Genomic DNA, 26,412 nt, shown 5'->3' with positions numbered 1-26,412 from the left:
AAAATTGTTTGTTACTCATCTTACATCTTAACGTTTCTAGACTTGAGAAGTTTCTCGTCGTCTGCGTTAATCTTATCGATGACGTAAGTACCAATGTTTGAAATCTGCATTTCGTCGAGAGCGTCAACCATATTCTTGTAAGAAGCGTTGTCGGTAGGCTTGATGACGATGGTAAGAGTAGGAATCTTGCCATCCTTCAAATTACCTGCCTTCAAATCACTAAGTTTCTTCTGATAGATGCTATCAGGATACTGCTTAGGATTCTTCTGACGATCCATGTTCAACTCCTTAACTGCGAGCGAAATTCTTTCTACTGGTCTTGTACCATTCTCTGTAGCGTGCTCTCTCAAGACCTTACGGATTCCTTGGCTGCCCCATGTAGTCTCCTTGATCCATGTAGGATCATTGTAATTAGGGATACCAGCACCATAGTAAATCTTGTTGTCAGCTGTTACATAGAGGGTAATAGTCTCAGAAGCTTTCGCCTCGGTCTTCTTGTCCTCTGGTTGGTTGTCTTCATTACTTGGCATAGTCAGCTCCATAGTCTGAGGTTTGCTCAATGATGTACACAGCATGAAGAACGTGATAAGCAGCATGAGCATATCCACCATAGGCGTAAAGTCTACGCGGACATTCATTTTCTTTTGTTTGCTTTCTTTCTTTGCCATTTATTCGTCCCCCTGTTTTTTTAACTGTGTAATCATATAGTAATGACTCTCGTCCATATCCTGGAGTTCGTTCATTACTCTCTTAACGGTCTTGTAAGGTGTAGAAGCGTCTGCCTTCAGGGCAATCTTGATGTCCTCGTTTACGTTACGAGCTGCGTCAACCCACTGCTGGAACTCGCTCATACCACCCTTGATACTGTCGAGAGGAATACCCTTAGTCTGGAGATACTGTGGACGCTTTGCAGCGTTCATAGACAAGTAAGTGCTCATGTCACTCATAGAAACACCGAACGTACCCTCGCTCTTGAAAGTTTCAATCTGCTTAGGAGTCAATGATACGCCGAAGTTGCCTGTCATTGTGTTCAGTGTTGCTCCCAACTGATCGGTATTATCAATACTCATAAATACTTGGCCCTCGCCGGTTGGTTTACCAGCCTTGTCCTTTTCAGGACTTACCAAGATAGTCAAGACGCCGTTCTCTGGCACCTTAATCTCAGACACAGATCCTGGTGTGTTAACCTTTACAGGCTCATTCTTTACGAATGTAGAAGTGAGCATGAAGAAGGTAAGCAACAGGGTCATAACGTCTGACATAGGAGTCATATCGATCCAGACGTCACTCTTCTTAATTTTTACTTTACCCATAGCGATAAAATTTTAAAGGGTTAGCAAAAATTAAGCCTCTTCTGCGTGGTTAGCTTCGTATGTCTGAGCAATTGAGTAACCTACCTCGTCGAGTGCGTATGTCAACTTATCAACCTTGTTTGTAAATGTGTTGTAAGATACTACAGCACACCAAGATGTCAAAATACCGAATGCGGTGTTGATCAACGCCTCAGAAATACCTACAGAAAGTGCTGCTGAGTCAGCGCCACCACCTTCACCCATGGCCTGGAATGACTTGATCATACCGGTTACAGTACCGAGAAGACCTGTCAATGTACCGAGAGTTACGATTGTAGCGATGATAGGCAAGTTCATTGTCAAAGTTGGCATCTCCAACTGAGTTGCCTCCTCGTGAGCCTGCTGGATCTTAGCTACCTTCTGAGCCTTCTTCAAAGATGCGTTAGCACCAGACTCCATAGACTTGTAAGCGTTCAAAGAAGCCAAAACAACGTTAGCTACTGTACCGCGCTGCTTGTTGCAGAGCTGCTCAGCCTTAGCGAAATCGTTAGCGTTCAAAGCTGCCTTGATGTTTGCAACGAACTTAGGAAGAGCACCTTTACCTGTAGCGGTCTTAAGAGCCAACCAACGCTCGATTGTCATAGCCAACACTGTGAGCAACAAAGTGTGGATAACAGGTACGATAACACCACCCTTGTAGATAGTACCCCAAATGTCTGCTGGGTGATCCTGTACACCAGGATCCTGGAAGTGCATGTCATTTCCGAACCATGTGAAGAACAATGTGAATGCGATGATAGCACAAACCACGATGATCCAGAATGCGCCTCTTACTCCCTGAAAGCCCTCAGACTTCTTAGCTGGGGCTGCTTGTTTTGTAGTTGCCATAATTTTACTTTTTTAAATTATTAGTTAATAAATTATTAATATTTTCTTGTTTTCTTGGTTGCTTTGTAGACCTTGTATGTGTTGTTGTCACGAAACACAGTCGGTTATTCAAATTCCAATGGCAAAGATAATAATTATTGGTTAACTATCACCCTAATTAAGAAGTTTTAACGAGATATTGACGCATTTTTTGTCAATATCTCGCTTTTTTCTTACAAAATTGCCAATATTTGGACGTTTTTTGCTCTTCTTACTTGAGCTTAGCCAAAGCTTCCTTGATGCGTCGGATTGCTTCAACGATGTTCTCATCGCTAGTAGCATAACTCATGCGGAAACAGTCTGGGTCTCCAAATGCATCACCGCCTACAGTAGCTACATGTGCCTCTTCCAAGAGATACATGGCGAAGTCTGTAGAATTATTGATGGTGTGAGTACCGTTGCTCTTGCCGAAATAGCTGTTGCACTTAGGGAAGAGATAGAACGCTCCCTGTGGCATGTTGACTTCGAGTCCTGGTACTTCCTTTGCCAATTTTACAATCAGATTGCGACGGCGCTCAAATGCCTGGCGCATTTCTTCTACTGCAGTCTGGTCGAGTGTATAGGCAGCCTCTGCAGCCTTCTGGCTAACAGAACATGTGCCACTGGTGTATTGACCCTGGAGCTTGTTGCAGCCCTTGATGATCCATTCAGGACCAGCCAGGAAACCGATTCTCCATCCTGTCATGGCGTATGCTTTAGATACACCGTTGGCAATGATGACCTGTTCTTTCATGCCTGGTTCCTGAGCAATGCTGTGGTGCTTGCCTATATAATTAATGTGTTCGTAGATTTCATCTGCCAACACGAAAACCTCAGGGTGTTTTCTGAGAACTTCTGCCAATGCAGCCAATTCTTCCTTGGAATATACGCTACCAGTAGGATTGCTTGGAGAGCAGAGGATGAGCATCTTGGTCTTGTCTGTGATGGCATTTTCCAATTGTTCCGCTGTCATCTTGAAGTCCTGGTCGAATCCTGCGTTTACGATAACAGGAGTACCACCTGCCAATTTTACCATCTGTGGGTAGCTTACCCAATAAGGAGCAGGGATGATAACCTCGTCGCCTGGATTAACGAGAGCAAGGACAGCGTTGCAGACACACTGCTTGCCGCCGGTACCTACAATTACCTCATTGGTTGTATATTCTAAGCCGTTCTCGTTTTTCAATTTGGCAACAATCGCTTTTCGCAAGTCTGGATAACCAGGGACTGGTGAGTAACGGGAGAAATTCTCGTCAATAGCTTTCTTTGCTGCCTGTTTAATGTTGTCAGGAGTGTTGAAGTCTGGTTCACCTACGCTCATGTTGATAACATCAATACCTTGAGCTTTCATTTCACTACTCTTCTGTGACATCGCCAGCGTTGCTGATGGTGCCAATCTGTTTAAACGATCAGATAATTGTGCCATAATTCTTTTTACTATTTGTTTATCGTGTGCAAAATTAAGCAAATTATTTCTTTCTCGGAAGAAAAATGAGCATTATTTTACGTATTGTACCGAAATAATAACATAATTTTCATTATCCGAGGTGCAGAGTGTGCCCCATGCGGTCTCTCTTGGTCTTGAGATAACGTTCGTTGTACTCGTTTGGTGTTACTTCTATAGCTACGTTTTCTACAATTTCCAAGCCGTATGCTTCCAGTCCTACACGTTTCACGGGATTGTTGGTAAGCAATCTCATCTTGTGTACGCCGAGGTGGCGGAGCATCTGTGCGCCGCAGCCGTAGTCGCGCTCGTCTGGCTTGAAGCCAAGGTGGGTATTGGCGTCTACGGTGTCGTATCCTTCTTCCTGTAATTTATATGCGGCAATCTTGTTCATGAGTCCTATGCCTCGTCCTTCCTGCTGCATATAGATAACAACACCCTTGCCTGCTTTTTCGATGGCTTGCATAGCTTTGTGCAGCTGCTGTCCGCAATCGCATCGCTTGCTTCCCAGAATGTCGCCGGTAGCGCATGATGAATGAACGCGAACCAGGATAGGTTCATCTTCCTTCCATTCGCCTTTGATAAGAGCCATGTGCTCGAGTCCATTGCTAGCCTGACGGAAAGGAATGAGGCGGAAGTGTCCGTATTCTGTTGGCATATCTACCTCTTCACCCACTTCGATGAGTGATTCCTTCTTGAGGCGGTATTCTATCATATCTTTAATGGAAATCACCTTGAGGTGCCATTCTTTTGCCATCTCCATCAACTGTGGAAGTCGTGCCATGGTTCCATCTTCGTTCATGATTTCCATGAGTGCACCTGCTGGGTAGAGACCTGCCATTCTGCAGAGGTCAATGGCTGCTTCTGTATGTCCGCTTCTTCTCAACACACCGTTGTCTTGTGCATAGAGTGGGTTGATGTGACCAGGACGGCCGAATGTCTGTGGGGTTGATGCCGGATCAGCTAGCGCCTTGATGGTCTCTGCGCGGTCGTGAGCAGAAACTCCTGTTGTACATCCCTCCAGCTTGTCTACGGTTACGGTGAATGGAGTACCGAGCATGGAAGTGTTGTCTGATACCTGATGAGGCAGGTCGAGTTCGTCGCATCTACTGAGGGTGATAGGTGCGCAAAGTACGCCTCTTGCATTTTTGAGCATGAAGTTTACCTTTTCTGCGTCTATCTTTTCTGCAGCGATGATGAGGTCGCCTTCGTTTTCGCGATCTTCGTCATCTACAACAATGACAAATTTACCTTCCTTGAAATCCTTGATTGCATCTTCGATGCTGTTTAACTTATATTCTCCCATGTTTGTGATACTTTTTTATAGTTACATTTCTTTTATTCTTCTAATGATGTTGTCGTTGGTCTGAAGAATGAGCTTCAGGTCGCGATACAGTCGCATTCTGCAACGCCACATTCTCAGATACAGTCCCGTTCCGATAGGGAAGAGAATGGCTGCAGTGATGTTGAGCCATTTCTTTTCGAATGGTCGGGTATGTGCCTTGGTAGACAGGATAGGGTATTGGTTGATGGAATGGAGAAGATATTTGTCCTTCGTGTTGCTGAGGTCTTCAATGATTTTCTCCAGTTCGTTACTGATACGTTCTATCTCATGGTCTGGCTGGTACTTGAAGAATACGTTGATGAAGTTTGGCAGTCTTCTCAGTCTATGCACCTTATTATATATAGTAATGTCATTTGAGATTTGTGCCAAAGCTTCTGCGTCCTTCCGGTAATCCGGGTCTTCGATGATTACTTCTTTACCAAAGATGTGTCGTTTCATTCGCAGGCCGAATAGATGCATGAAGAAATCGCGGTATGCTTCTATCTTGAATACGGCAGAATCGTTGGTGGCTTTGTAAGTCACGAAGATTGCCAGTGGTGATAGAACGGCAGGAGCAAGTCCCATGCCGAACCATACTGCCCACATTCCGCCTCGTGCCATTCTGAATCCAGTGTTGTCAAGGATGAAGAAGGCAATAAATACCAATACCGATATGATGACAGGTATACCCAATCCTCCCTTTCTGATGATGGCTCCTAATGGAGCACCGATAAAGAAGAATATCAGGCAGGAGAGAGCGAGCGTGAACTTGCGGATTGCCTCGATATCGTGTTGCCTGATAATATAGTCGGCATCGTTGGTCATCATCGACTTGAAGTCCAAATCCGACAGCTCTTGCTGTACGGTCGACAAGGCATCGTTGGTTACGATTAACTTTCTGTCGCTAGGCAGTTTGTTGTAAATCGTGTCGAAGTTGACTTTGTCACCCTCCTTGATAGCCTTCAATGAATCAGCCTTGTTGTTAAGTCGTGCCAGATTGTAGTATCTGACGTTGTATTCTTTCAAGTAACTTCTGCTGATGGAGTCATAGGTGTGATTGATAGAGTCTACATCGTGTTTGATTTTGGACAGACTCTTTGCCTTTGCATTATTGGATAAAGAAGAAGCATCTGTCAAGTTGAAGCCACCGTCAAAGTCGAGAATGATTTTCTTGGATACAAATGTTTCTCGGCGATAAGGCACAGCTGCACTGTTTCCCAATTCGCTGCTTTGCATATTCTCAAACCATTCTCCGCTATACAGACTAAGCACCAGGTGTTTTTTTTCTGCAGTACTTTGCAGCATACCCGAGTCGGCAAGGATGATGGCGGCATCTTCGTAGCTGTCGGTCATACGGTAAATCATGATACCGTAGAGTTTGCCTGTCTTCAGGTCTTTCTTCTGCACATAGAGGTTGCAGTTAGGAATGCCATCATAGAAGATACCTTCAGGAATTTCGAGTTCCGGGCTCTTCTGCTTCATGGAGATGAGCAGTTGGGCAAGTTTCTGGTTGGAATCAGGCCCCACGTTGTTCTGAAAATAGAAAGAGCCAAACATGATGATGAAGGTGATGACGATGAGAGACCGGAACGCCTGCATCAAAGAAATGCCGGCAGCCTTGATGGCTGTAAGCTCTGAACTTTCGCCCAGGTTTCCGAAAGTCATGAGCGAGGCAAGGAGGATTGCCAATGGCAAAGCCTGTGGAACCAGCATGAGTCCCATATACCAGAAGAACTGTGCCATGACGTCAATCGTGAGTCCTTTGCCGATCAAGTCATCAATGTATCTCCACAAGAACTGCATCATCAGCACAAACTGGCAGATGAAGAAGGTTCCCAGGAAGAGCAGGCCAAATTGCTTGGCGATGAATATGTCTAATTTTTTAATTCTAAGCATTTTTATAATTGTCGTTCTGTGCCTTTATCCATGAATTGGAATGAAGTGCATATTATTTCAGAGTGCAAAGGTAACACAAAAAAATAAGAATCTCTTCATTTTTCGTTTTTTTATATTAATAATAGGTGAAAAAAGGTGATGAATGCGATGTGAAATAAGAAAAAACAACTTTTTTTGAAAATTTCTTCGAAAAAATTTGTTCAATTCAAATAAATGTATTACCTTTGCACCCGCAAATCAGAAATGACTTGTAAGGATGGCGGGATAGCTCAGCTGGTTAGAGCGTCGGATTCATAATCCGGAGGTCGAGGGATCGTGGCCCCCTCCCGCTACTTCATGAGACACTAACTTTTTAGTTAGTGTCTTTTTTATGCTCTGAACTTTTCTGCACTTTTCCACAAATGTCTTTATAAAAGTTATCAACAGGATGTTGATAAGTGTGGATAACTATCTTAACTTTTTGATATTCAGTAGATATTTGGTTTGAAAACTATTGTTGATAACATTTGGATATCAAGTTCTTTACATTTTTTATCCCTTTTTCTATTGTCCTTTTCAAAATAAAATAGTAAATTTGTGCCCAACTAAAAATATGGGTCTAATGAAGCAGCAAGTATATAATTTAAAGGAGTTTGCAGCTCGACACCATCTTGAAAGCATATTTGGGGCTTATGCCGCACACATTCATATAGACGATTTATGCGAAAAGGATTTTATAGAGATGGCTCTAGAGCGCACCTTGTTCACTAAACTGATGTTGGTGAATAGGGGAAGTATCAGAATGGGTATTCTTCAGCATGGGGTTGAAACGGAAAAATCCGACAGAATGCTTTCGGCCAGCGAATTGCTGGTCGTATCACCCAAGCATATCGTTACTTTTTCTGATATGTCTGATGATTTTGAGGCAGAAATCATCTTTGTGGACGAGGAGATTGCGGCCGATGTTGTGTATCAGTTATCTGATGACAAACTGAAGTCTGCACTTGATATCTTCCACATGATTGGCGACATTGTGCGTCATCAACATATTAATAAGGTGGAGATGATACAGTCGATGGTAAATGTTTTAAAGCTTTTGGTATCAGAATTACCTTACGAGAATGTTACCATCACCCGTGATTTGAAGCATAAGAAAGATGTTTATGAGATATTTCTGCATCTCTTGTATCGACATTTCAGAACAGAGCGGCAGATTCGGTTTTATGCTGATAAGTTGAATGTTTCTGCTCCTTATCTCTCGAGAATGATAAAGGATATCTCGGGTACTACGGTGAATGATCATATCTCTTCCTTACTTTACAAGGAGATATGTAATCTCTTGCACCAGACGGATATGTCGATGGGAGAGATATCTACCTATCTGAATTTCAGCGATCAGAGTGCGATGACGAATTTCTTTAAGATTCGTGCCGGGATGACCCCGTTAGCGTATCGTAATCAATTATAAAGAGTAAATGTTAGAATGATAGCATAAAAATAGCCTGTAAGCATTATTCCCAAAAAGGAATACGCTTACAGGTTTTTGTATTGTCAACTAATCAGCTGACTTGGTTATGGAAAAATTTATTTCAGTGTAAACTTGTGTGACTGCAACATCTCCTTAGGATCGAGCGCCTTGTCAAGCTCTTCCTTGCTCAGAATGCCCTGCTCGATGACGATATCGTATACCGAACGTCCGGTTGCGTGAGCTTCCTTAGCTACCTTAGAACTCTTCTTGTAACCGATGATAGGATTGAGGGCAGTAACGATACCGATACTGTTCTTTACCATTTCGTAGCAACGCTCCTTATTGACTGTGATGCCGAGGATACACTCAGATGTCAAAGTCTCGATAGCATTCTTCAACCATGTCAAGCTCTCGAAGAGACTCTCTGTGATGATTGGCTCCATTACGTTCAGCTCCAACTGTCCTGCCTCTGCTGCGAAGCTTACGGTAGCATCGTTACCGATTACCTTGAAGCAAACTTGGTTAGTTACCTCAGGGATAACTGGGTTTACCTTACCTGGCATGATAGAAGAACCTGGTGCCTTAGGAGGAAGGTTGATTTCATTCAAGCCGCAACGAGGACCGGAAGCCATCAGACGGAGGTCGTTGCAGATCTTTGACAACTTGATAGCCAAGCGCTTCAAAGCAGAAGAGTAGCTTACGTAAGCACCTGTATCAGGTGTAGCCTCTACCAGGTCGGTTGCTGTCTCGAAGTTTTCGCCAGTCAGTTTGCTGAGGTTAGCTGCGCAGAGCTTAGCGAAGCCAGGAACAGCGTTCAGACCTGTACCGATGGCTGTACCACCCATATTGATTTCGTGTAAGAGTTTCACGTTACGCTCCAAATTGAGGATTTCCTCCTCCAGGTTGTTGGCATAAGCATTGAACTCCTGACCGAAAGACATAGGAACAGCATCCTGTAACTGGGTACGTCCCATCTTGATAACGTCTGCATATTCGTCTGCCTTATAGCGGAATGCGCTGATTAAACCAGTCAAGGCACCTACCAGATGGGTATTCATGCGAATCAAAGCCAGGCGGATAGAAGTTGGGTAAACGTCGTTGGTGCTCTGACCGCAGTTGCAATGGTCGTTAGGAGAACAGAATTGATAATCAGCCTTCTCGTGACCCATAATCTCGAGGGCACGGTTAGCGATTACCTCGTTGGCGTTCATGTTGACAGATGTACCAGCACCACCCTGTACCATGTCGATAGGGAAGTTCTCGTGCCACTTGCCTTCGATGATTTCACGGCAAGCCTGAGAGATTGCACCTGAAATTTCATCATTGATAACACCGAGAGTATGGTTTGTCTCGATAGCAGCCAACTTCACGTAAGCGATAGCGATGATGAAGTCAGGATAGCTGCACATTGTCTTGCGTGAGATGTGATAGTTATTGATACCGCGCTGTGTTTGTATACCATAAAGTGCTCCAGCAGGAACTTTGAGTTCACCTAAAAGGTCAGACTCTACTCTAAATTTTTTCTCTTCAGCCATAATATTGTTAGTTTTGATGTTAATATTCTTGTTATTACTATTCTTGTTTTTCTGAAGAAGGAGTAGTTTCCTTTATCCGCTGCAAAGATACGATGTTTTTTGTATATTTCATTTATAAAATTCTGACTAAGATTTGTAAAAAACGAACCAAAAGTAAATAATTTCAAAAAAAAATTGTAAATTTGCACCGGAAAGTCTGATTTTTAGATTTCTTCAAGGTGAACAATCTTTTAAATGTCAAAAATAGATAGATAAGTAAGTATGAAACGATATCTATACCTTTATATATATATAGTGTTTGGGATGTTGCTGACCGGTTGTCATCAGCAGCCAAAGAAGTTTGTCATTGGTGTATCACAATGTTCTGAGGACATTTGGCGTGATAAACTCAATGACGAACTTAAGATGGGTGAATATCTCAACGATTCCATTATTGTGAAGCTTGCTTCTGCCAACGATGATAATGTGTTGCAGAATAAGCAAGTTAACCAGTTTATCGATGAGGGCGTAGATCTGCTTATCGTATCTCCTAATCAGCTGAGTGCTATATCCAAGTCGGTAGAGCGTGCTTACGATAAAGGTATTCCTGTGATTCTCTATGACAGGAAGACCAATTCTGATAAGTATACGGCATTTATCGGCTGCGATAACTATACGATTGGTAAATCGATGGGAACTTTTATCGCCCAGCAGCTTCAGGGAAAGGGCCGCATCGTTGAAATCAGCGGTTTGGAGGGCTCTTCGCCTGCTTTGGAGCGTCATCGTGGTTTTATGGATGCTATCAAGCCTTATCCTGGGTTACAGGTTGTAGCCTCGGAGGAAGGAAACTGGAAAGAAGAGGGTGGAATCCAGGCGATGAAACGCATATTGAAACAGACACAGGACTTTGATTATGTCTTTGCCCATAATGACTGTCTTGCCTGGGGAGCTTATGAGGCTGCCCGGAAGGTGGGGTTGCAGCATCGATATAAATTTGCAGGTATTGACGGAATGGCTACCAAGGGAGGGGGCCTGGAACTGGTACGTGATGGCATCTTTGAGGCATCTTATCTTTATCCAACCAAGGGAGATGAAGTTATAGCCTTGGCTATGAAGATTTTAAAACACCAGCCATATAAGAGGGACAACTATCTGAGCACCTCCATCATTACCAAGGCAAATGCAGAGCTCACCTTGATGGAAGCTCTCGATGCTGAACGTCAGGCGAATAATCTGAAGTTGTTGCACAAGCAGGTAGACCGATACCTTGCTGATTATAACTCTCAGAAAATCATGCTGATAGGTTTGGCTCTATTCCTTCTGGTATGTATTGCTGCTGCTGCTATGATATTCCGGGGTTATGTAGTCAAGGTGAAGCTGAACGAGGAATTGGCTAAGACCAATGGGGAATTGAAGAGAGTGAATGAGGAATTGGAAGATAAGAACGGCGAGTTGAAGCGATTGAATGAGGAGGTTTTGGAGCTGACTCATTCCCGTCTGGTGTTCTTTACGAATATCAGTCATGAGCTTCGTACCCCGTTAACCCTGATAGCTGACCCGGTAGAGATGCTTCTGGAAGATAGTAGCATCAAGGGCAAGACTCGCGAACTCTTGAAGATGGTGCAGCGCAATGCCGTTGCTCTCCAGCAGCTGGTTGGTAGTATTCTCGATTTCCGCAAGATACAGAATGGCAAGATGGATTTGCAGCTTTATCGCTTTGATATTGTGAAAGCCCTGGAGGTTTGGGTGGGCGATTTCCAGCTCACAGCCGAGCGCAAGCAAATCAAACTCCATTGGGATATGACAGAGTTCTCGGGTAGTCATGAGGTGGTTGCTGATAAGGAGAAGATAGCCCGAGTGGTATTCAATCTCCTGAGCAATGCCTTGAAATATACTCCTGTGGGCGGTGATATCTTTGTTTCTCTGAAGGATGAAGCGGAAAGACTGCGTCTTGATGTCCGGGATACCGGCAAGGGAATTTCTCAGGATGAAGCGACTAAGATTTTCGAACGTTTCTTCCAGGCTAAGGGTGCAGCCAGCGGAACTGGAATCGGTTTGGCATTGGTCAAATCGTTTGTAGAATTGCATCATGGAGAGGCTTGGGTTGAGAGCGAGCTTGGCAAGGGTTCCGATTTTGTCGTGGTGATTCCGCGCCAGCAGGAGGGAGATTCACAAGTTATCCACACTGATGTGGTAAATGTGGATAACTCTGTAAGTGATTCTCTGTCAGGTGATAATCATGTGATAAACGAGTCTGATTTGCAATATATCGACGATGGAGAGCGGAAAAGTGGAAAAGTTCAGCAATTGGTTAGCGAGACAACCAATAAACCTACTATCTTAGTCATAGATGATAACAATGATATTCGCCAGTATGAGCATACTCTCTTGCAGGATGAATATATCGTCCTGGAAGCTGTCGACGGTAAGGAAGGATTGGAGATAGCCAAAAAGGAAGTTCCCGATTTGGTGATTTGTGATGTGATGATGCCGGTGATGGATGGATTGGAGTTCACAGAAAAATTGAAGACAGGCACGGCAACCTCTCATATTCCAGTCATCATGCTAACTGCCAAGAATCTGGAGGAACATCGTGCCGAGGGTTATGAACATGGTGCCGATTCTTATATAACAAAACCATTCCACAGTAAGGTACTCCTTGCTCGTATTGAAAACCTGTTGAAGCAGCGGAAGCTTCTGAAGAAACTGTTCCAAGGTTCTCAAGAGGCAGAGCAGGAGATTGCAGAATCTCATCTTGAAGATCGTGATAAGCAGTTCCTCAAGCAACTTCATGCCATCATTCAGCAGAATCTTTCGGATAGTGAGTTCAGTGTAGAGGATATCGGTAAGCAGATAGGCTTGAGTAGAGTTCAGCTTTATCGTAAGGTGAAGGCGATGACGGGTTCTTCTGTCGTTGACTTGCTCCGTAAGGCTCGTTTGGCTAAGGCTAAGCGTTTGCTCGAAACTCGCAGTATGAGTGTTTCTGAGGTTGCTTACGATGTCGGTTTTTCTGCGCCTTCTTACTTCACGAAATGTTTCAAAGAAGAATACGGAATATTGCCGGGCGACGTTGGAAATAATTAAGCTGTCGGAAATTATTGATGAGGAAACAATACTTATTTTCTAAAAATATAGTAGAATTGATGTAAAAAATGCGATAAGAAGGATAAAAATCGTTCATTTTTTAACATAAAAGGGACATTGTATCATTTTTGTCACTGTTTGAACGATAATTGTCCAAGGGTTTCGAAAAAACTTTGTACTTTTGCACCAGAGTTTAAAAGTTAAATAATTGTTTCGTGCATTAGTTGTTGCATTTTAATAGGTTTATGTTTTTAGGTTATAAGATTGAGTTTCAAGCGGTAAGTAGTTTTCTTTAAGGTAAAAAGTTAGTTTTGGGAAATATAGTAAAATCAGGAAAAGCAGCTGGGGCAAAATGCCGTCAGCTGCTTTCTTTTTATCTCTCCCAATCCTTAAACTCCAGTTCAAGCTCTTTGTATTCAGGCTTTTGTGTACTGTTTTCTTTATCCTCCATCCTTGCTTCTTCGGATGTAGCATTGCTTACGGATAGACCGATAAGACGGATGGGATGGATTGAAGAGTAATCTACCTGTTGCAGTAAACGCTTCGCCAGGGGCAGGATGTCTTCCTTCTTTTTCAGAATCTTTTCTTGCGAAATGCTGCGGGTAATCTGAGTGAAATCGGCAAACTTTATCTTTAAGGTTAAGGTTCTCCCTTCGAACCCACTCTTCTCGATACGTCCTGCTAGTTCAAGAACTGCGTGATATAGTTCGATAACTACCGCCGATTTGGTATAGATGTCTTCCAGGAAGGTCTGCTCGCAGCCTACCGATTTGCGTTCCCGATAGGTGACGACGGGGCGTTCGTCTATTCCTCTGGCAAAATTGTAGAAGATGTGTCCGGCTTTCCCGAATACTTCAACAAGGTGTTCTTCGGACACTTTCCTCAAGTCATCACCGTTATAGATGCCCATGAAATGCATCTTTTGAAGGGTTTTCTTGCCAACGCCCCAGAAATCCTCTACCGGAAGTTTGGCGATAAAATCGAGTGCCTTATCGGGATGAATGGTACAGATTCCATCGGGTTTCCGGTAATCGGATGCCACTTTGGCTAGAAACTTGCAGTAGCTGATTCCTGCCGAGGCGGTGAGCCCGGTTGTTTCCTTGATGCGAGTCTTGATTTCCCTGGCAATGTCAACCGCTAGGGAAATGTTCTTTTTATTGTGTGTCACATCGAGAAAGGCTTCATCTATGGAGATGGGTTCGATGAGGTCTGTATATTCCTGGAAGATGTGATGTATCTGCTGCGATATTTCTGCATAATAATCATGTCGGCAGGGTACGATGATGAGATTAGGGCAGCGTTTTTTGGCTTGAACGATGGATTGTGCCGAATGAACGCCCCATTTTCGAGCTTCATAGCTGGCTGTAGAAACCACACCGCGAGGACCGTCGAAGCCTACCGCTACCGGTTTGCTCCGAAGTTCCGGATTGTCTCTCTGCTCTACAGCCGCAAAGAAGGCATCCATGTCGATATGTATGATTTTGCGCTCTATCATTGTTTGATATATTATGCTCTTTTTATTAAAAGCCTGTTTTATGTATCTGCAAAATTACGAATTATTTCTTTTTTATGCAAATCTTTCTTCTTGTTCTTGATAATAATCGTTCATCAGCTAGTAATTATGTTGCAATGAACGTTTTTTTTTATTTAATGATATGAATTTTAAAGCCTTTGATGATACTATTATATAATTTTGCAGCAGAAATAAAAAATAACGCTAACAAATTAAACATTTAAAGTATGAACAACTTTTTAAATGGAAAGAGCGCAGCCATGATGCTTGCACTTTCATTGGTAAATGTTACAGCAGCTTTTGCACAGGATGATAATTCAAGTGCTAAGGAAGAGGGTAATCGTAATGTGATGCTCAATGCAGCCAGTGCGAATGGTCCCCGTGAGATTCAGATCGGCTTGCCTTCTGCCGATGTCAACGTTTTGGAGAATGGTTTGCCTGTTACTTACGCTACCAATCCTCATTCTGTCAATACCATCTGGCGTGGTGATGCAAGTTTGAGCCATCAGGGATTGCTCAAGATTGCAGAGACAGCTATCACTACCGGTAATATCGGTTATGCCGTGAACTCTTTCACCCAGAAGGGTCAGAAAGGATTCAATGGTACTCTGAACTATAAGAGCAATCATTTCGGATTGCAGGAATTCTCTTTGAATATGAATGGCGATTTGGGAAGCGACTGGTATTACAGCTTTAATATGTATCAGGATTTCGACCCGGGAACCTTCAAGATTAAGTCTACTCCTTATCAGGACCGTACTCAGATTTACAAGGCTCTCCTCACCAAGAAGTATAACGGCAACCGTGGTGAATTCACAGCCATGTATAAGTATGCCAATAGCCACAACGTGTATAACTACGCAACCCAGAGTGCTCCATTCATTTATGTAGGCGATGGAAGCGTGAAGGAGTATGGCGACTTCAAGCTCGGTACCACCTCTTATCTTCCTATCGATAATGAGATGACTTATCGCAATATGCGTACCGGCAAGTTGGAGCAGACTTCTCTCTACGATGCCTGCCTGAACAAGGCAAGCGAGGTATCCCTGATGAACAACTACCGTTTTGACAACGGTTTGAACTGGAAGGCTACCTTGAAGTACGATCATTCCCGTGGTGCGATGGTTTACCAGACTCCAATGTCTATCATCGATTTGAAGAGCGAGGCTAACAAGGGCGTATATAATTATATGTATCGTGACATCGACGGACAGACTAAGGCTTACGATGGTCAGTATGTCCAGACCCGTATGTCATGTCTCAATGCCGGTAAGATTGATGAGGCTCTTTTCACCACCGAGCTCAGCAAGAAATTCAGTACTTCCACCTTCCGTCTTGGCGTGAATGAGTGGTTCTACCATATCGATTATTGCTCAAATACAACCATGTATGACCAGAGTGTTCCTGCAGATGGCAATTATGCCTTGCGAGTTTGGGATGCCAACCAGCGCACCGGCTATTTCTATGATTTCAACAAGAACGCCTCTGAGTATTATAAGGGAAGCGAAAACAAGCTGGCTCTCTACTTCACTCACGATTGGGATGTCACCAATAAGTTGAACCTCTACTATGGTGCTCGTCTGGAGTGGCAGAAGCTGAAGGGTGAAAACGCAGCAGTGAAGAATGCAAAGGGTGAATTCGTAGGCCGTTTTGCCGATTACTATCTCGGTGCTACGGCACCAGATAAGACTAAGATTGCTCCGGCAGACTTGAGTTACAACTGGTTGAATTACGATTTCTCTGTTGCAGCAACTTATAAGTTAACCGACAATTTCGGCTTCACTGGCGATTTCACTTACATCGTTCAGCATCCTAAGTTCGAGGCTTTTGCCCCAGCTACATTGCCAAATACGGATAAGATTTCTGTGCCACTCGGTCGTGCAGGTATCTACTACAATAACTCATGGTTGAGTTTGACATCGTTGTTCTCTTACATCTCAAAGACCAACAACAACTCAACTCTGAATTTGCAGCATGGCAGTGAGATCAAGGCAGCTCCTTTGACTTACGATATCCAGACATGGGGTTGGACAACCGATGCTGTGGCTCATCCTTTCAAGGGATTCGATTTCCACTTCCTCTTCACTTATCAGAAGCCAACTTACAAGAAGTATGAAACCAGCATCACCTTCAGCGATGGCTATGTTGGCAACATCAATGCCACAGGTAATATCGTAGCAGAGATTCCTCAGATTCTCATCGAGTTGGACCCAAGCTACATGATTACCAAGGACATCAAGCTCTGGACCAGCTTCCGTTACTTCAGTAAGACCTATGCCAACATCAACGAGGCATATTATTTCAACGGTCACTGGGAGACTTTCGGAGGTTTGAACTGGCAGGCAACCAAGCGTCTGGCTCTCGGCTGCACCGTAGTCAACTTCCTCAACCAGACTGGTGCCAAGGGTAGTATCGCAGGTGCCGAGCTGATTACCAAGGATGAGGCTAAGGGAATCAAGAATCAGATTATGACGGGTAGTTATCTCCGTCCATTCACTGTAGAATTCACAGCTTCGCTTAAATTCTAAGTGTTTTAATTCCAATACATATAATCGACAGCTCCTATATTTAATAAGGTATAGGGCTGTCGATAATAACGAAAACAATACTACATATCAATAGATATAAACAATAACAATTAACAATAGTTTTACAATGGAAACAAACAAGATGATAAAGGCTGCCTGCCTCATGTTGATGGCATCAGCTACCACTTCTGCCTTTGCACAGAAGATGAACATCGAACACAAGGGTGATACTACCATCGTCAAGGTGGAGAATCCTACCAAGTATCTTCTTCTCCCTATCCAGGAAGAGAAGGATGAGGCTCAGGTTTTGCTCGATACAGGTTCTAAGGATGATACCTGGATGGACGTTCGCCTGGCTCAGAATGGTTCTGATTACTTCGTGCCATTTGCCTTGGGTAAGGGTAAGACCGCTACCGTCAAGATTCTCGGTTTGAAGAAGGATGCTTTGGCTCTCAGCTTGCTCAAGCTCAGCAATACATTCGATACTACCAATACCGATTACTATCGTCCTTCTTATCATTTCACTCCGCTCTATGGTTGGATGAACGACCCTAACGGAATGGTGTATAAGGATGGTGAGTATCATCTTTACTTCCAGTATAACCCATACGGAAGCAAGTGGGGCAATATGCACTGGGGGCATGCCGTAAGCAAGGACCTGGTTCACTGGGAGCACCTCGATCCAGCCATCGCCCGCGACCCTGTAGGACATATCTTCTCTGGCAGTTCTGTTATCGACAAGAAGAATACCGCCGGTTTTGGCAAGAATGCCATCATCGCCATCTATACCAACAACAGTGTAAATCACGATGAGGTGCAGTGCCTCGCCTACAGCAACGACAACGGTCGTACCTTTACCAAGTACGAGGGCAACCCAGTGTTGACTCCATTCGACGGTCTGAAGGACTTCCGCGACCCTAAGGTATTCTGGTATGAGAAGGGAAAGTGCTGGTATATGATTGTTTCTGCCGATAAGGAGATGCGTTTGTACAAGTCAAAGAATCTCAAGAAGTGGAATTATGTAAGTGCCTTCGGTAAAGGTATAGGTCAGCAGCCATGTCAGTATGAGTGTCCAGACTTCTTCCAGTTGCCTGTAAATGGTGATAAGAAGAAGATGAAGTGGGTGATGACGATGAATATCAACCCTGGCTGCTGGTTTGGTGGTAGCGCTACCGAGTATTTCGTAGGCGATTTCGACGGCAAGAAGTTTACTTGTCCTGATGCCAACGAAGTAAAGTGGCTCGATTGGGGTAAGGATCACTATGCTACCGTTACCTTCTCAAACACAGGCGACCGAGTTCTGGGTATCACCTGGATGAGCAACTGGCAGTATGCCAACCTTACTCCGTTCAAGCAGAACCGTGGTGCCAATGGTTTGCCTCGTGAGTTGAAGCTTTACGAGAATAACGGCAAGTATTATGTTTCAGAGAATGTAGCTCCTGAAGTATATGCCTTGAGAAAGGATACCAAGAATCTGGCAGATGCTTCTGTAGCCGATGCCAAGGATTTGAAGGGTGTTGCAGCCAATATGGAAGGTGCATTCGAGATTGAGGCTGATGTTACTCCAGATGCCAACGGCATTGCAGGTATCGAGATTTCAAACAACAAGCGTGAGCGCACCATGATTTACTTCGATATGAAGCAGGGCAAGGTGGTAATGGATAGAACAGAGAGCGGTTTGACCGATTTCGGCAAGCAGGCTGTTCCTCACGATATCGAGTTGGCTTGGGATAAGCAGCGTGCAGCAGAAGGCAAGGAGCCTGCCCGCATTGCCAACTCCATCAACTACAAGAACGATTTCGCTCTGGCTACCTGGGCTCCGTTGAGTCTTTGCGAGGATGGCAAGAAGACCTATCATGTTGATATTTTCGTAGATAAGTCATCTGTAGAGCTCTTCGTAGATGGCGGTCGCATCGCCATGACCAACCTCGTCTTCCCTGTAGCTCCATACGAGAATGTGAAGCTCTACACCCAGGATGGCAAGGCTGAATTCAAGAATCTGAAGGTTCACAAACTTGGTTTGTAATCACGTAGATATTGTATGGTCGAATTGTAGGCTTAAATGTAAATAGTAATGAGTCGCAACCTGATAAGATTTTAGGTTGCGACTCTTTTTTGGGGCTCAGGGGAGATTGTCCGTGGATAAAACAACCTCTGTTTCTTATTTACCGGTTTGCTGTTTCATTCCTTCAAAAAACTTTTGCTGCAATTGTTTGGCCAGTTGATTATCAGGGTTGAGTTTGAGAGCTTTCTCGTAATCCTGCATCACTTCCAGATAATAGCGTTGACCGTTTTGCCCAGGATTCTGTACGATGCGTACCATATAGAGAAAACCGCGAAGGGTACAGATGTCAGACGGGTCAGCATGCTTTATATTCTCCATCTTGGCAATAGTTTCTTCTGTCTCTTTTAGAAGATTTTCTGTTTGTGGAGCATGCGGATTCATCACGGAATAATTGAGACTTTGCAAAGCTATCTGAAACTTGGGCTGGATGCTATCAGGAAACATATCATCAATACGCTTCATCTCTGCAATACAATTAAGTATGCTCTCTGATGTCGGTTGCTGAAGTTTAGCAAGCGACTGTCCGATAAGCCTCTGCATTGTGGATTGCTGGGCATAGATAACTACAGATGTTGTCATGAAGAAGACAGACATCAATACGAATCGTTTAAAAGTTTGAAATGTCATATGCTTTATTATTTTTAAGTGAAACAAATATGCCTATATATAAAAATCTGTCTCTAGAAGGAACTATCGAACGTCCGTTAGTATTATATCCGAAAATGTTTGTACGGCCGAGGATGTTGTTCAGAGAAGAATAGATAATGACCTTGGGACTTAGCAGATAAGTAAGGTTTATATCTACGCTATTATAATGTGGTGTCTTGCCAATCAGAAAATGACGTCCGCTTGCATACGATTCAGTCAGCCCAATGATTGCTTTGCCGAATGAATATTTTGCTGTCAATCTCAGATTATGCCTTGAGGCGTAGTCAGGTATTCGCTCTTCTGTGTATTCGTGATAGAATCGCTTGGAATCGTTGTAGGAATATGAAAATGCTGTGGTCAGATGTATGAAAAGCGAATGCTCTTCTACAAAAATGTCTATACCTTTACTCTTTCCATATCCTTTCGGTTGGTAAATACCCTTTTCCCATAAAGGCAATCGCTGATATTTTTTCCAGTAGGGTTCTATTCGTAGGAATGTACCAGGCGACTTATATTGTATGGATAGGATAGCATGATCTGCCGTACTTTGTCCAAGAGATTTCTTGTTTGTTGCAAGATAGTCATCTTCTGGAGTCTGGCTATATCGACCGGTAGCAAATGAAAGCTGAAAATTCTTGTTAGGAATATAACATAGTGTAGCCCTTGGCATAAACAGCCAGTTGGCATGAGCCATATATTCTGTCCTTGTCGAAATATTCAGGAACAAATGGGGCATCATCCTCCATTGGGCATCAATATGAGCAGCAAGAATATTATAATCCAACTTGTAGCAATCGTTTTTGTACTCCATGAGGCTGTTTCGCTGATAGTCCTCCATTCCTGCCGATATTTTTAGTGCATCCGAGCAAATTTTGCGTATTTCTGTTTTCAGATGTATCTCATTCCTGAAGTTGTAATATCGGTCACCAGAAATCTTCGCATCTTCTATATCGTTGAATACCGATGAGCTTGCCATACCACAAAAGAGCGTGTAGCTAGCACCCCACTGTGCCTTATAGGTTGTGTTGGCATAGATATTATTCTCTTTGAGCGAAAGGTTTTGGTTGTCTATATGCTGTCCTACAGATGTAAAATCATAGCCAACGTATGTTTTCAATATTCCGGCATTTCGGAACTCATTCTTGTATTGTGATTCGCCAGATAGTTTTAGATAAGGCTTGTTGAAATCAAGCCTTTCTGAAAATAACTGATTGTAGATTCCCAAACTTGTCAGTGCGGCATTAAAGGATAAGCTGCTGTGGGAATATGCCTTGGTGCCACCGATGTTCCAGTCAACCAATGATGCGCTGACTCCATATTTGTCACTTGTTGCAGCATCTGATGTTTCCATAGGGAGAACGGAGGAAAGTGCTTGTCCATATTCTCCGCTATATCCACCAAGAGAAAAGTTGATACCTTTAAATATAAAAGGAGAGAATCGTCCACGTACAGCAGTATTTTCTGTGTTTGTACTATATGGAACAAGGACGTGCATTCCGTTAATGAAAGTCTGGCATTCTTCACTTTCTCCACCACGGACATAGAGCTTTCCATTTTCTCCCACTTTTTGAGTGCCGGGTAAAGTTTGCAGGGCTGCAACAATGTCCCCGCATGAATTACCTGCCATCACAACATCTAAGGCATCCATAGTCTTGAAGTTGTCACTTTTCCCGAAACTGTAAGTGCTGGCAGATATTACAACTTCTTGGATTGCCGTAGCTTTTTCTTTCATTTGGATAGAAAGATTATGTAACTTGCAGGCATCTGTAGTCTGCATATATTCTTCAAAACCAATCATGGTAATCTTGATAGACGCTTCTCCGGTTTTTGATGTGGAAAAGGAAAACCTGCCCAGAGAATCTGTCAGGCATCCATCAATTGTGCCCATGATGAAAACATTGGCACCAGCAAGCGGATCCTGACCGCTTTTTACCATGCCTGATATGATGGTCTGTGCAGCCAGGTTGCAGACTGAAGTCAGCAGCAATGCGATATGTATTATTCGATGTTTCATGCCGCAAAGATACTGCATGAAACTGGAGTTGCCAAATTCTTAGGATATACAACTAAAACTTATGATAGAAAGCTAGTTAAGATGCCGAATAACTAAGTTGAAGGACAAATAACTATGTAAGATAAGTCTTTAACTTGGGCACAAATCTTCGGGAAACGGGTATGATGTTTGTGCAATTTCCGAGAGTCAGTTGATAACCATTTGAGTTGCCTCGTGCCGAAGTGATATTATTCACATTGACAGCAAAAGAACGGTGACATTGGAAAATGTTCTCAAACTCTTTCAACTCTTCAAGAGCATGGGTTAGTGTTGTATGGATATCAACAGCAACAACATTACCTTCTTTTAGAAAACAGACGGATACATTGTTTTTCTGTGCTTCCATATAAAGTAGATCGTTGATGGCAATCGACAGATCGTTTCCTCTTACGTTAGTATCATGGATGGTAATAGATACTTCTTCCTGTTCCTTTGTTGTATTGCGCAACAACTCTTCCATTCTCTCTCGTAATGTTCTATTGTATTGCATTCCGATAGATAATGTCGTAAGAAATATGCCTATGATAATAGTCCAATTTAGAAACAAGAGAAACAGACTGAATGTAATCGTATAGTGAAACAAGTATGAGAATAGGAGGAAATTACCGAAGGCAATGATGAAAATCAGTCCGAGTATAGCTACTCCTTCATGCCAGATACGCCAGGGCTTGATAGTTTGATGCAAATACTTCAATATCGTTGCAGCGTATGTTATGTGGCATCCAAAAGTTACCAGTCCGAATAATGTAGCAACAAAGCATTTGTTACCTTGATATAAGCAGAGTCCAAATGGCTGCAGAAAATATAAAATTACCCAAATGATGAAGCCAAAGATGCTACTATCTTTTAGCAAGTGTTTACTCTGTTTAAAAGGATATGTTCGAGTTAGAAACGACATGTTGAATCTGATTTATTTAATTAACGCAGCACTATCATTTATCTTCTTTATCAGGGTGTACCTAAGCTACTCTGTTGGTGCACCGGGATGCTTGCCATATCCAGACATTTTGTTTATTATCGTGCTGTAAAAATAAAACAAAGTTCTGAATGACACTGCAAAAGTACAAATAAAATTTGAGAAACGCACTTTTGGAGACGTTTATTTTGGTAATGAAGCATCAATCCTACTCTGTTCGACCTCTCGGGAAGAAAAGTCCTTGTGCCACAAAAAGGACACATTTATATTATGGGCAACAAGAAAGTCGTATGGTAGGAACGTGTGTTTCGGATAAAATATAATAAAAGCCGCAGTTTGTAAACGCAAACTGTGGCTTTTTCGTTTTTTTATGCTATCTTTGCACACAGATAGTGTTTTTAAGGATAGATCATGATGGAACAGCAAGTTAAACAAGTACCTTATGGGGTGGCTGATTTTGCTACGGTAATAGAGCAGAATCTATATTATGTGGATAAGACGATGTTTATCCCGGAGCTGGAGAAGCAGCCTCGCAATCTCTTCTTCATCCGTCCTCGTCGTTTTGGTAAGAGCATATTCTTGAGTATGCTCTATTCTTACTATGACTGTACGCAGAGCCATAAGTTCCAGAGTCTTTTTGGAAATCTGTGGATAGGCCAGCATCCTACACCTTTGCAGGGAAAGTATCAGGTGCTGTTCCTAGATTTCTCCCAGATTACGGGTAATATCGACAAGCTTGAGACTAAGTTTAATTCTTATCTCAGCATCAACCTTGATGCTTTTGTCCGTCAATACTCAGAATATTATCAGGTAGAGATGGAAGAAATCCTGGCGCAGGAAGATTTCGAGGAAAAGATGGAACTGATATTCAAGGCTGCCAAGGCGCACCAGTATCATCTGTATCTCATCATCGATGAGTATGACAACTTCACGAATGTCATACTCAACGAACGTGGTGAGAATGTGTATCATGCGATTACCCATGCTGACGGCTTTTATCGTGATGTCTTCAAAAAGTTCAAGGGTAATTTTGAGCGTATCTTCATGATGGGTGTGAGCCCTGTAACCCTGGATGATGTGACGAGTGGATTCAATATAGGTTGGAACATTTCTATCAAGCCGGAGTTTGATGAGATGCTGGGCTTCTCTACCACTGATGTGGTGGAGATGTTTACCTATTATAAAGAACATGGTAGTATTCCTGCCGATAGTGATATTGATGCCATCGTCAATGATATGAAGCCATGGTATGATAACTATTGCTTTGCAGAAGAAGCTTTGAAGAAGAAAACTCGTATGTTTAATTGTGATATGGTTCTTTATTACCTTCGTAATTACATGGATAACGGATGTTCTCCTCGTCAGATGATAGACCCGAATACCCGTACCGATTACGGCAAGATGAAGAAACTCTTGCAGTTTGACAAGCTGGATGGAGAGCGTAAGGGCATTATCCGCAAGATAGCAGAAGAGGAGCAGATTGTTACCCAGCTTTATGAGTCGTTTTCTGCGTATCAGATTCCAAAGGCAGAGATATTCCCAAGTCTTCTGTTCTATTATGGCATGTTGACCATCAAGGGAACTCGTGGCTCCAAGCTCATTCTGGGCATTCCAAACAATAATGTCCGCAAGCAGTATTATGGTTATCTGGAAGAGGAGTATCAGGCAAAGGCTTATGTGGATGTCAACCAGCTCACCGATTACTATTATGACATGGCATACGATGGTAAGTGGGAAGAAGGATTGCGCTTTATGGCGGATGCCTATGCCAAGGTTTCTTCGGTGCGTGATGGCATTGAGGCTGAGCGAAACCTGCAGGGATTCTTTATGGCTTATCTGAATCTGAATGATTATTATATCACGGCTCCAGAGTTGGAGTTGAATCATGGCTATTGTGATTTCTTCCTTTTGCCAGACCTTACCCATTATGCCAGTCAGCATAGCTACATTCTGGAGTTGAAGGTTCTTTCGAAGAAAGATTTCTCTGCGATAGTTGAAGGTGAGTTCACGGAAGATGGCAAGCCTATGACCAAGGCAGAGAAACAGTGGCGTGAGGCTCTAGATCAGATTCATCGATATGCCGAGGCTCCAAGGGTTGAGGCTTTGCGCCAAGGTACAAAACTCCATCTCATCATCATGCAGTTTGAGGGGTGGGAACTTAAACGGATGGAAGAAGTATAAAATCAATGAAAAGAATCAATATTATCTTAATAGTACTACTTAGTAGTATGCTTCTTCTAGGTTCTTGCACCCAGAAGAAGATGGTGATAGGTGTGTCGCAATGTTGTGGCGGAGCTTGGCGCGAGAAGGTGAATAATGAGATGCGACTGGCGCAGTATCAATATAAGAATGTGGATTTGCTGTTTACTACTGCAGAGAATGACGGGCAACGTCAGGCTCGCCAGATAGACAATATGATAGCCAAGAAGGTAGATTTGATCGTTGTTGCCCCTGATAACGTGAATGATGTAACACCTGCCATCGAGCGAGCTTATCGTGCTCATATCCCGGTTATTCTCTTCGACAGAAAGGTAAAGACATCCCATTATACAGCTTCCATCGGTGGCGATAATGTAGAAGCGGGTAGGGAAGTAGCCCGCTTTCTTGTCAGGAAACTGGATGGAAAAGGTACCGTTGTTGAGATTACGGGCTTGAAAGATGCTTCTCCTGTCATTGAGCGCCATCGTGGTTTCTACGAGGTGATGAAGAATTATCCGGGAATCAAGGTGGTTACTCTGGACAGTAACTGGAAGATGGAGCGTGCCCAGGAGTTGATGAAACAATATCTGGATAAGGGCGGACATGCGGATGGCGTGTTTGGACATAGCGACCTAGGTGCCATAGGAGCCTTTCTGGAAGCAGAGAGACGAGGCATTGATAAGCAGATGCTGATAGTAGGCATTGATGGATTGCCTGGAGAATGGGAAGGAGTGGATAGAGTGAAGAGAGGACAGTTTGCTGCTTCTTATGTCTATCCTACCCAGGGCGAGAAGATTATGGAATTGGCGATGAATGTCCTTCAGGGTAAACCCTATAAGAAGGATAATGTGATGAAATCATTCCTTGCTACCTCAGAAAACTGTGATGCCATCGCCCTACAATATCAGGATTTGGAAGTCAAGATGAAGAATCTGGATCAGATTTCGGACAGTCTTGATTCTTATTCAGAGGTATTCCGCATCCAGCAATGGATGATTATTGTTGCCGTCGTTATCGTCTTAGTTCTGCTCATTGTCATCTTCTATATATATAAGGTATATAGAAAGAAGCTGCAGAAACAGAAAGCCGTGGCTCGTGGATTCATAGAGAACAAGGAGGGCTGGGCTGCTGAACTGAATCACTTGGATGAGAGTGATCGTTATTTCATGGACCGTTTCAAGAAGAAGATTCTTGCGAATATGGGCAATGCTGATATGAAGATGGATGATTTGGGAGCCGAGATGCAGTTGAGTAAAGTACAGCTCTATCGCAAGGTGAAGGCTATGACAGGAAAAACGCCTGTCGAGCTCCTGAAAGAGATGCGTCTGCAGAGAGCCTATATGCTCCTGATGCAGACTGATAAGACTGTAGCTGAAGTCTCGGCAGAAGTAGGCTTTGCGTTACCGGGCTATTTCTCTTCATGCTTCAGGAAGCAGTTTGGCGTTCTTCCTACCGATTTCAGAAATAAACAGTTATCTAAAAGAAAATAGTTTTTTAACTCCTTTAAAATAAGTACTTTAAAATCTTAGCAAAAGATAAGAAAATCGTTTCATGTAACATAATTATTGTTGCAGGAACGATTT

At 43.2% G+C, this 26,412-nt stretch carries 17 protein-coding genes and 1 tRNA gene; 7 read left to right on the top strand and 11 right to left on the bottom strand.

The annotated features are described in order from the left end of the window. Nucleotides 1-20: 20 nt before the first annotated feature. The 6 genes from F7D73_RS10750 to F7D73_RS10725 form a co-directional block, all read right to left on the bottom strand. Nucleotides 21-668, bottom strand: coding sequence for an ExbD/TolR family protein (locus F7D73_RS10750; protein WP_153124586.1), 648 nt, complete (start codon nt 666-668; stop codon nt 21-23). After that, nucleotides 669-1,313: an ExbD/TolR family protein gene (locus tag F7D73_RS10745; RefSeq protein WP_153124585.1), complete on the bottom strand. Its 645-nt coding sequence runs from the start codon at nt 1,311-1,313 to the stop codon at nt 669-671. It lies immediately after the preceding gene. A 30-nt stretch (nt 1,314-1,343) separates the two neighbouring features. Beyond that, nucleotides 1,344-2,180, bottom strand: a complete 837-nt coding sequence (locus F7D73_RS10740; protein WP_153124583.1) for a MotA/TolQ/ExbB proton channel family protein — start codon at nt 2,178-2,180, stop codon at nt 1,344-1,346. A gap of 250 nt (nt 2,181-2,430) precedes the next feature. Further along, on the bottom strand, nt 2,431-3,624 hold the full coding sequence (locus tag F7D73_RS10735) for a pyridoxal phosphate-dependent aminotransferase (protein ID WP_153124581.1): 1,194 nt from the start codon (nt 3,622-3,624) through the stop codon (nt 2,431-2,433). A 112-nt stretch (nt 3,625-3,736) separates the two neighbouring features. Then, a complete protein-coding gene (locus tag F7D73_RS10730; RefSeq protein WP_153124579.1) occupies nt 3,737-4,948 on the bottom strand; it encodes a bifunctional 3,4-dihydroxy-2-butanone-4-phosphate synthase/GTP cyclohydrolase II in 1,212 nt (403 codons plus the stop codon). A 21-nt stretch (nt 4,949-4,969) separates the two neighbouring features. After that, complete coding sequence (locus F7D73_RS10725; RefSeq protein ID WP_153124576.1) at nt 4,970-6,862, bottom strand: LptF/LptG family permease; 1,893 nt, start codon at nt 6,860-6,862, stop codon at nt 4,970-4,972. Between the two features lie 258 nt (nt 6,863-7,120). Between F7D73_RS10725 and F7D73_RS10720 the strand changes: the two genes are divergently transcribed. Both F7D73_RS10720 and F7D73_RS10715 read left to right on the top strand, forming a co-directional pair. After that, nucleotides 7,121-7,194: transfer RNA gene (locus F7D73_RS10720), tRNA-Met, on the top strand. 389 nt (nt 7,195-7,583) lie between these two features. Continuing rightward, nucleotides 7,584-8,309: a helix-turn-helix domain-containing protein gene (locus F7D73_RS10715; RefSeq protein WP_194256897.1), complete on the top strand. Its 726-nt coding sequence runs from the start codon at nt 7,584-7,586 to the stop codon at nt 8,307-8,309. A gap of 116 nt (nt 8,310-8,425) precedes the next feature. Here F7D73_RS10715 and F7D73_RS10710 read toward each other — a convergent pair whose 3' ends face one another. After that, a complete protein-coding gene (locus F7D73_RS10710) occupies nt 8,426-9,844 on the bottom strand; it encodes an aspartate ammonia-lyase (RefSeq protein WP_153124573.1) in 1,419 nt (472 codons plus the stop codon). Nucleotides 9,845-10,105: 261 nt separating this feature from the next. On the opposite strand from F7D73_RS10710, the gene F7D73_RS10705 reads away from it, so the two are divergent. After that, nucleotides 10,106-12,907, top strand: a complete 2,802-nt coding sequence (locus tag F7D73_RS10705; RefSeq protein ID WP_153124571.1) for a hybrid sensor histidine kinase/response regulator transcription factor — start codon at nt 10,106-10,108, stop codon at nt 12,905-12,907. Nucleotides 12,908-13,280: 373 nt separating this feature from the next. Here the strand turns inward: F7D73_RS10705 and dinB are convergent, their stop codons facing one another. After that, complete coding sequence (gene dinB / locus F7D73_RS10700) at nt 13,281-14,402, bottom strand: DNA polymerase IV (RefSeq protein WP_153124568.1); 1,122 nt, start codon at nt 14,400-14,402, stop codon at nt 13,281-13,283. 245 nt (nt 14,403-14,647) lie between these two features. Here dinB and F7D73_RS10695 point away from each other — a divergent pair, with 245 nt between their 5' ends. Further along, complete coding sequence (locus F7D73_RS10695) at nt 14,648-16,948, top strand: TonB-dependent receptor (RefSeq protein ID WP_153124566.1); 2,301 nt, start codon at nt 14,648-14,650, stop codon at nt 16,946-16,948. 127 nt (nt 16,949-17,075) lie between these two features. Further along, nucleotides 17,076-18,974: a GH32 C-terminal domain-containing protein gene (locus tag F7D73_RS10690; protein ID WP_153124564.1), complete on the top strand. Its 1,899-nt coding sequence runs from the start codon at nt 17,076-17,078 to the stop codon at nt 18,972-18,974. Nucleotides 18,975-19,109: 135 nt separating this feature from the next. On the opposite strand, the gene F7D73_RS10685 is transcribed toward F7D73_RS10690, so the two are convergent. The 3 genes from F7D73_RS10685 to F7D73_RS16065 all read right to left on the bottom strand — a co-directional run bounded on the left by F7D73_RS10685 (nt 19,110) and on the right by F7D73_RS16065 (nt 22,174). Further along, nucleotides 19,110-19,640, bottom strand: a complete 531-nt coding sequence (locus tag F7D73_RS10685) for a hypothetical protein (RefSeq protein WP_153096319.1) — start codon at nt 19,638-19,640, stop codon at nt 19,110-19,112. Next, on the bottom strand, nt 19,621-21,597 hold the full coding sequence (locus tag F7D73_RS10680; protein WP_194256896.1) for a TonB-dependent receptor: 1,977 nt from the start codon (nt 21,595-21,597) through the stop codon (nt 19,621-19,623). Before F7D73_RS10680 ends, F7D73_RS10685 begins: the two co-directional genes overlap by 20 nt. Before the next feature lie 190 nt (nt 21,598-21,787). Next, nucleotides 21,788-22,174, bottom strand: a complete 387-nt coding sequence (locus F7D73_RS16065) for a LytTR family DNA-binding domain-containing protein (RefSeq protein WP_181976471.1) — start codon at nt 22,172-22,174, stop codon at nt 21,788-21,790. An 870-nt stretch (nt 22,175-23,044) separates the two neighbouring features. Here F7D73_RS16065 and F7D73_RS10670 point away from each other — a divergent pair. Both F7D73_RS10670 and F7D73_RS10665 read left to right on the top strand, forming a co-directional pair. Further along, nucleotides 23,045-24,811: an ATP-binding protein gene (locus F7D73_RS10670; protein WP_194256294.1), complete on the top strand. Its 1,767-nt coding sequence runs from the start codon at nt 23,045-23,047 to the stop codon at nt 24,809-24,811. A 5-nt stretch (nt 24,812-24,816) separates the two neighbouring features. After that, complete coding sequence (locus F7D73_RS10665; RefSeq protein WP_153096316.1) at nt 24,817-26,319, top strand: AraC family transcriptional regulator; 1,503 nt, start codon at nt 24,817-24,819, stop codon at nt 26,317-26,319. The last annotated feature ends 93 nt before the right edge of the window (nt 26,320-26,412 follow it).

Origin of the sequence: Segatella copri (genome assembly GCF_009494395.1) — a bacterium.
Classification (GTDB): domain Bacteria; phylum Bacteroidota; class Bacteroidia; order Bacteroidales; family Bacteroidaceae; genus Prevotella.
This window is presented reverse-complemented; position numbering and strand designations above follow the sequence as displayed.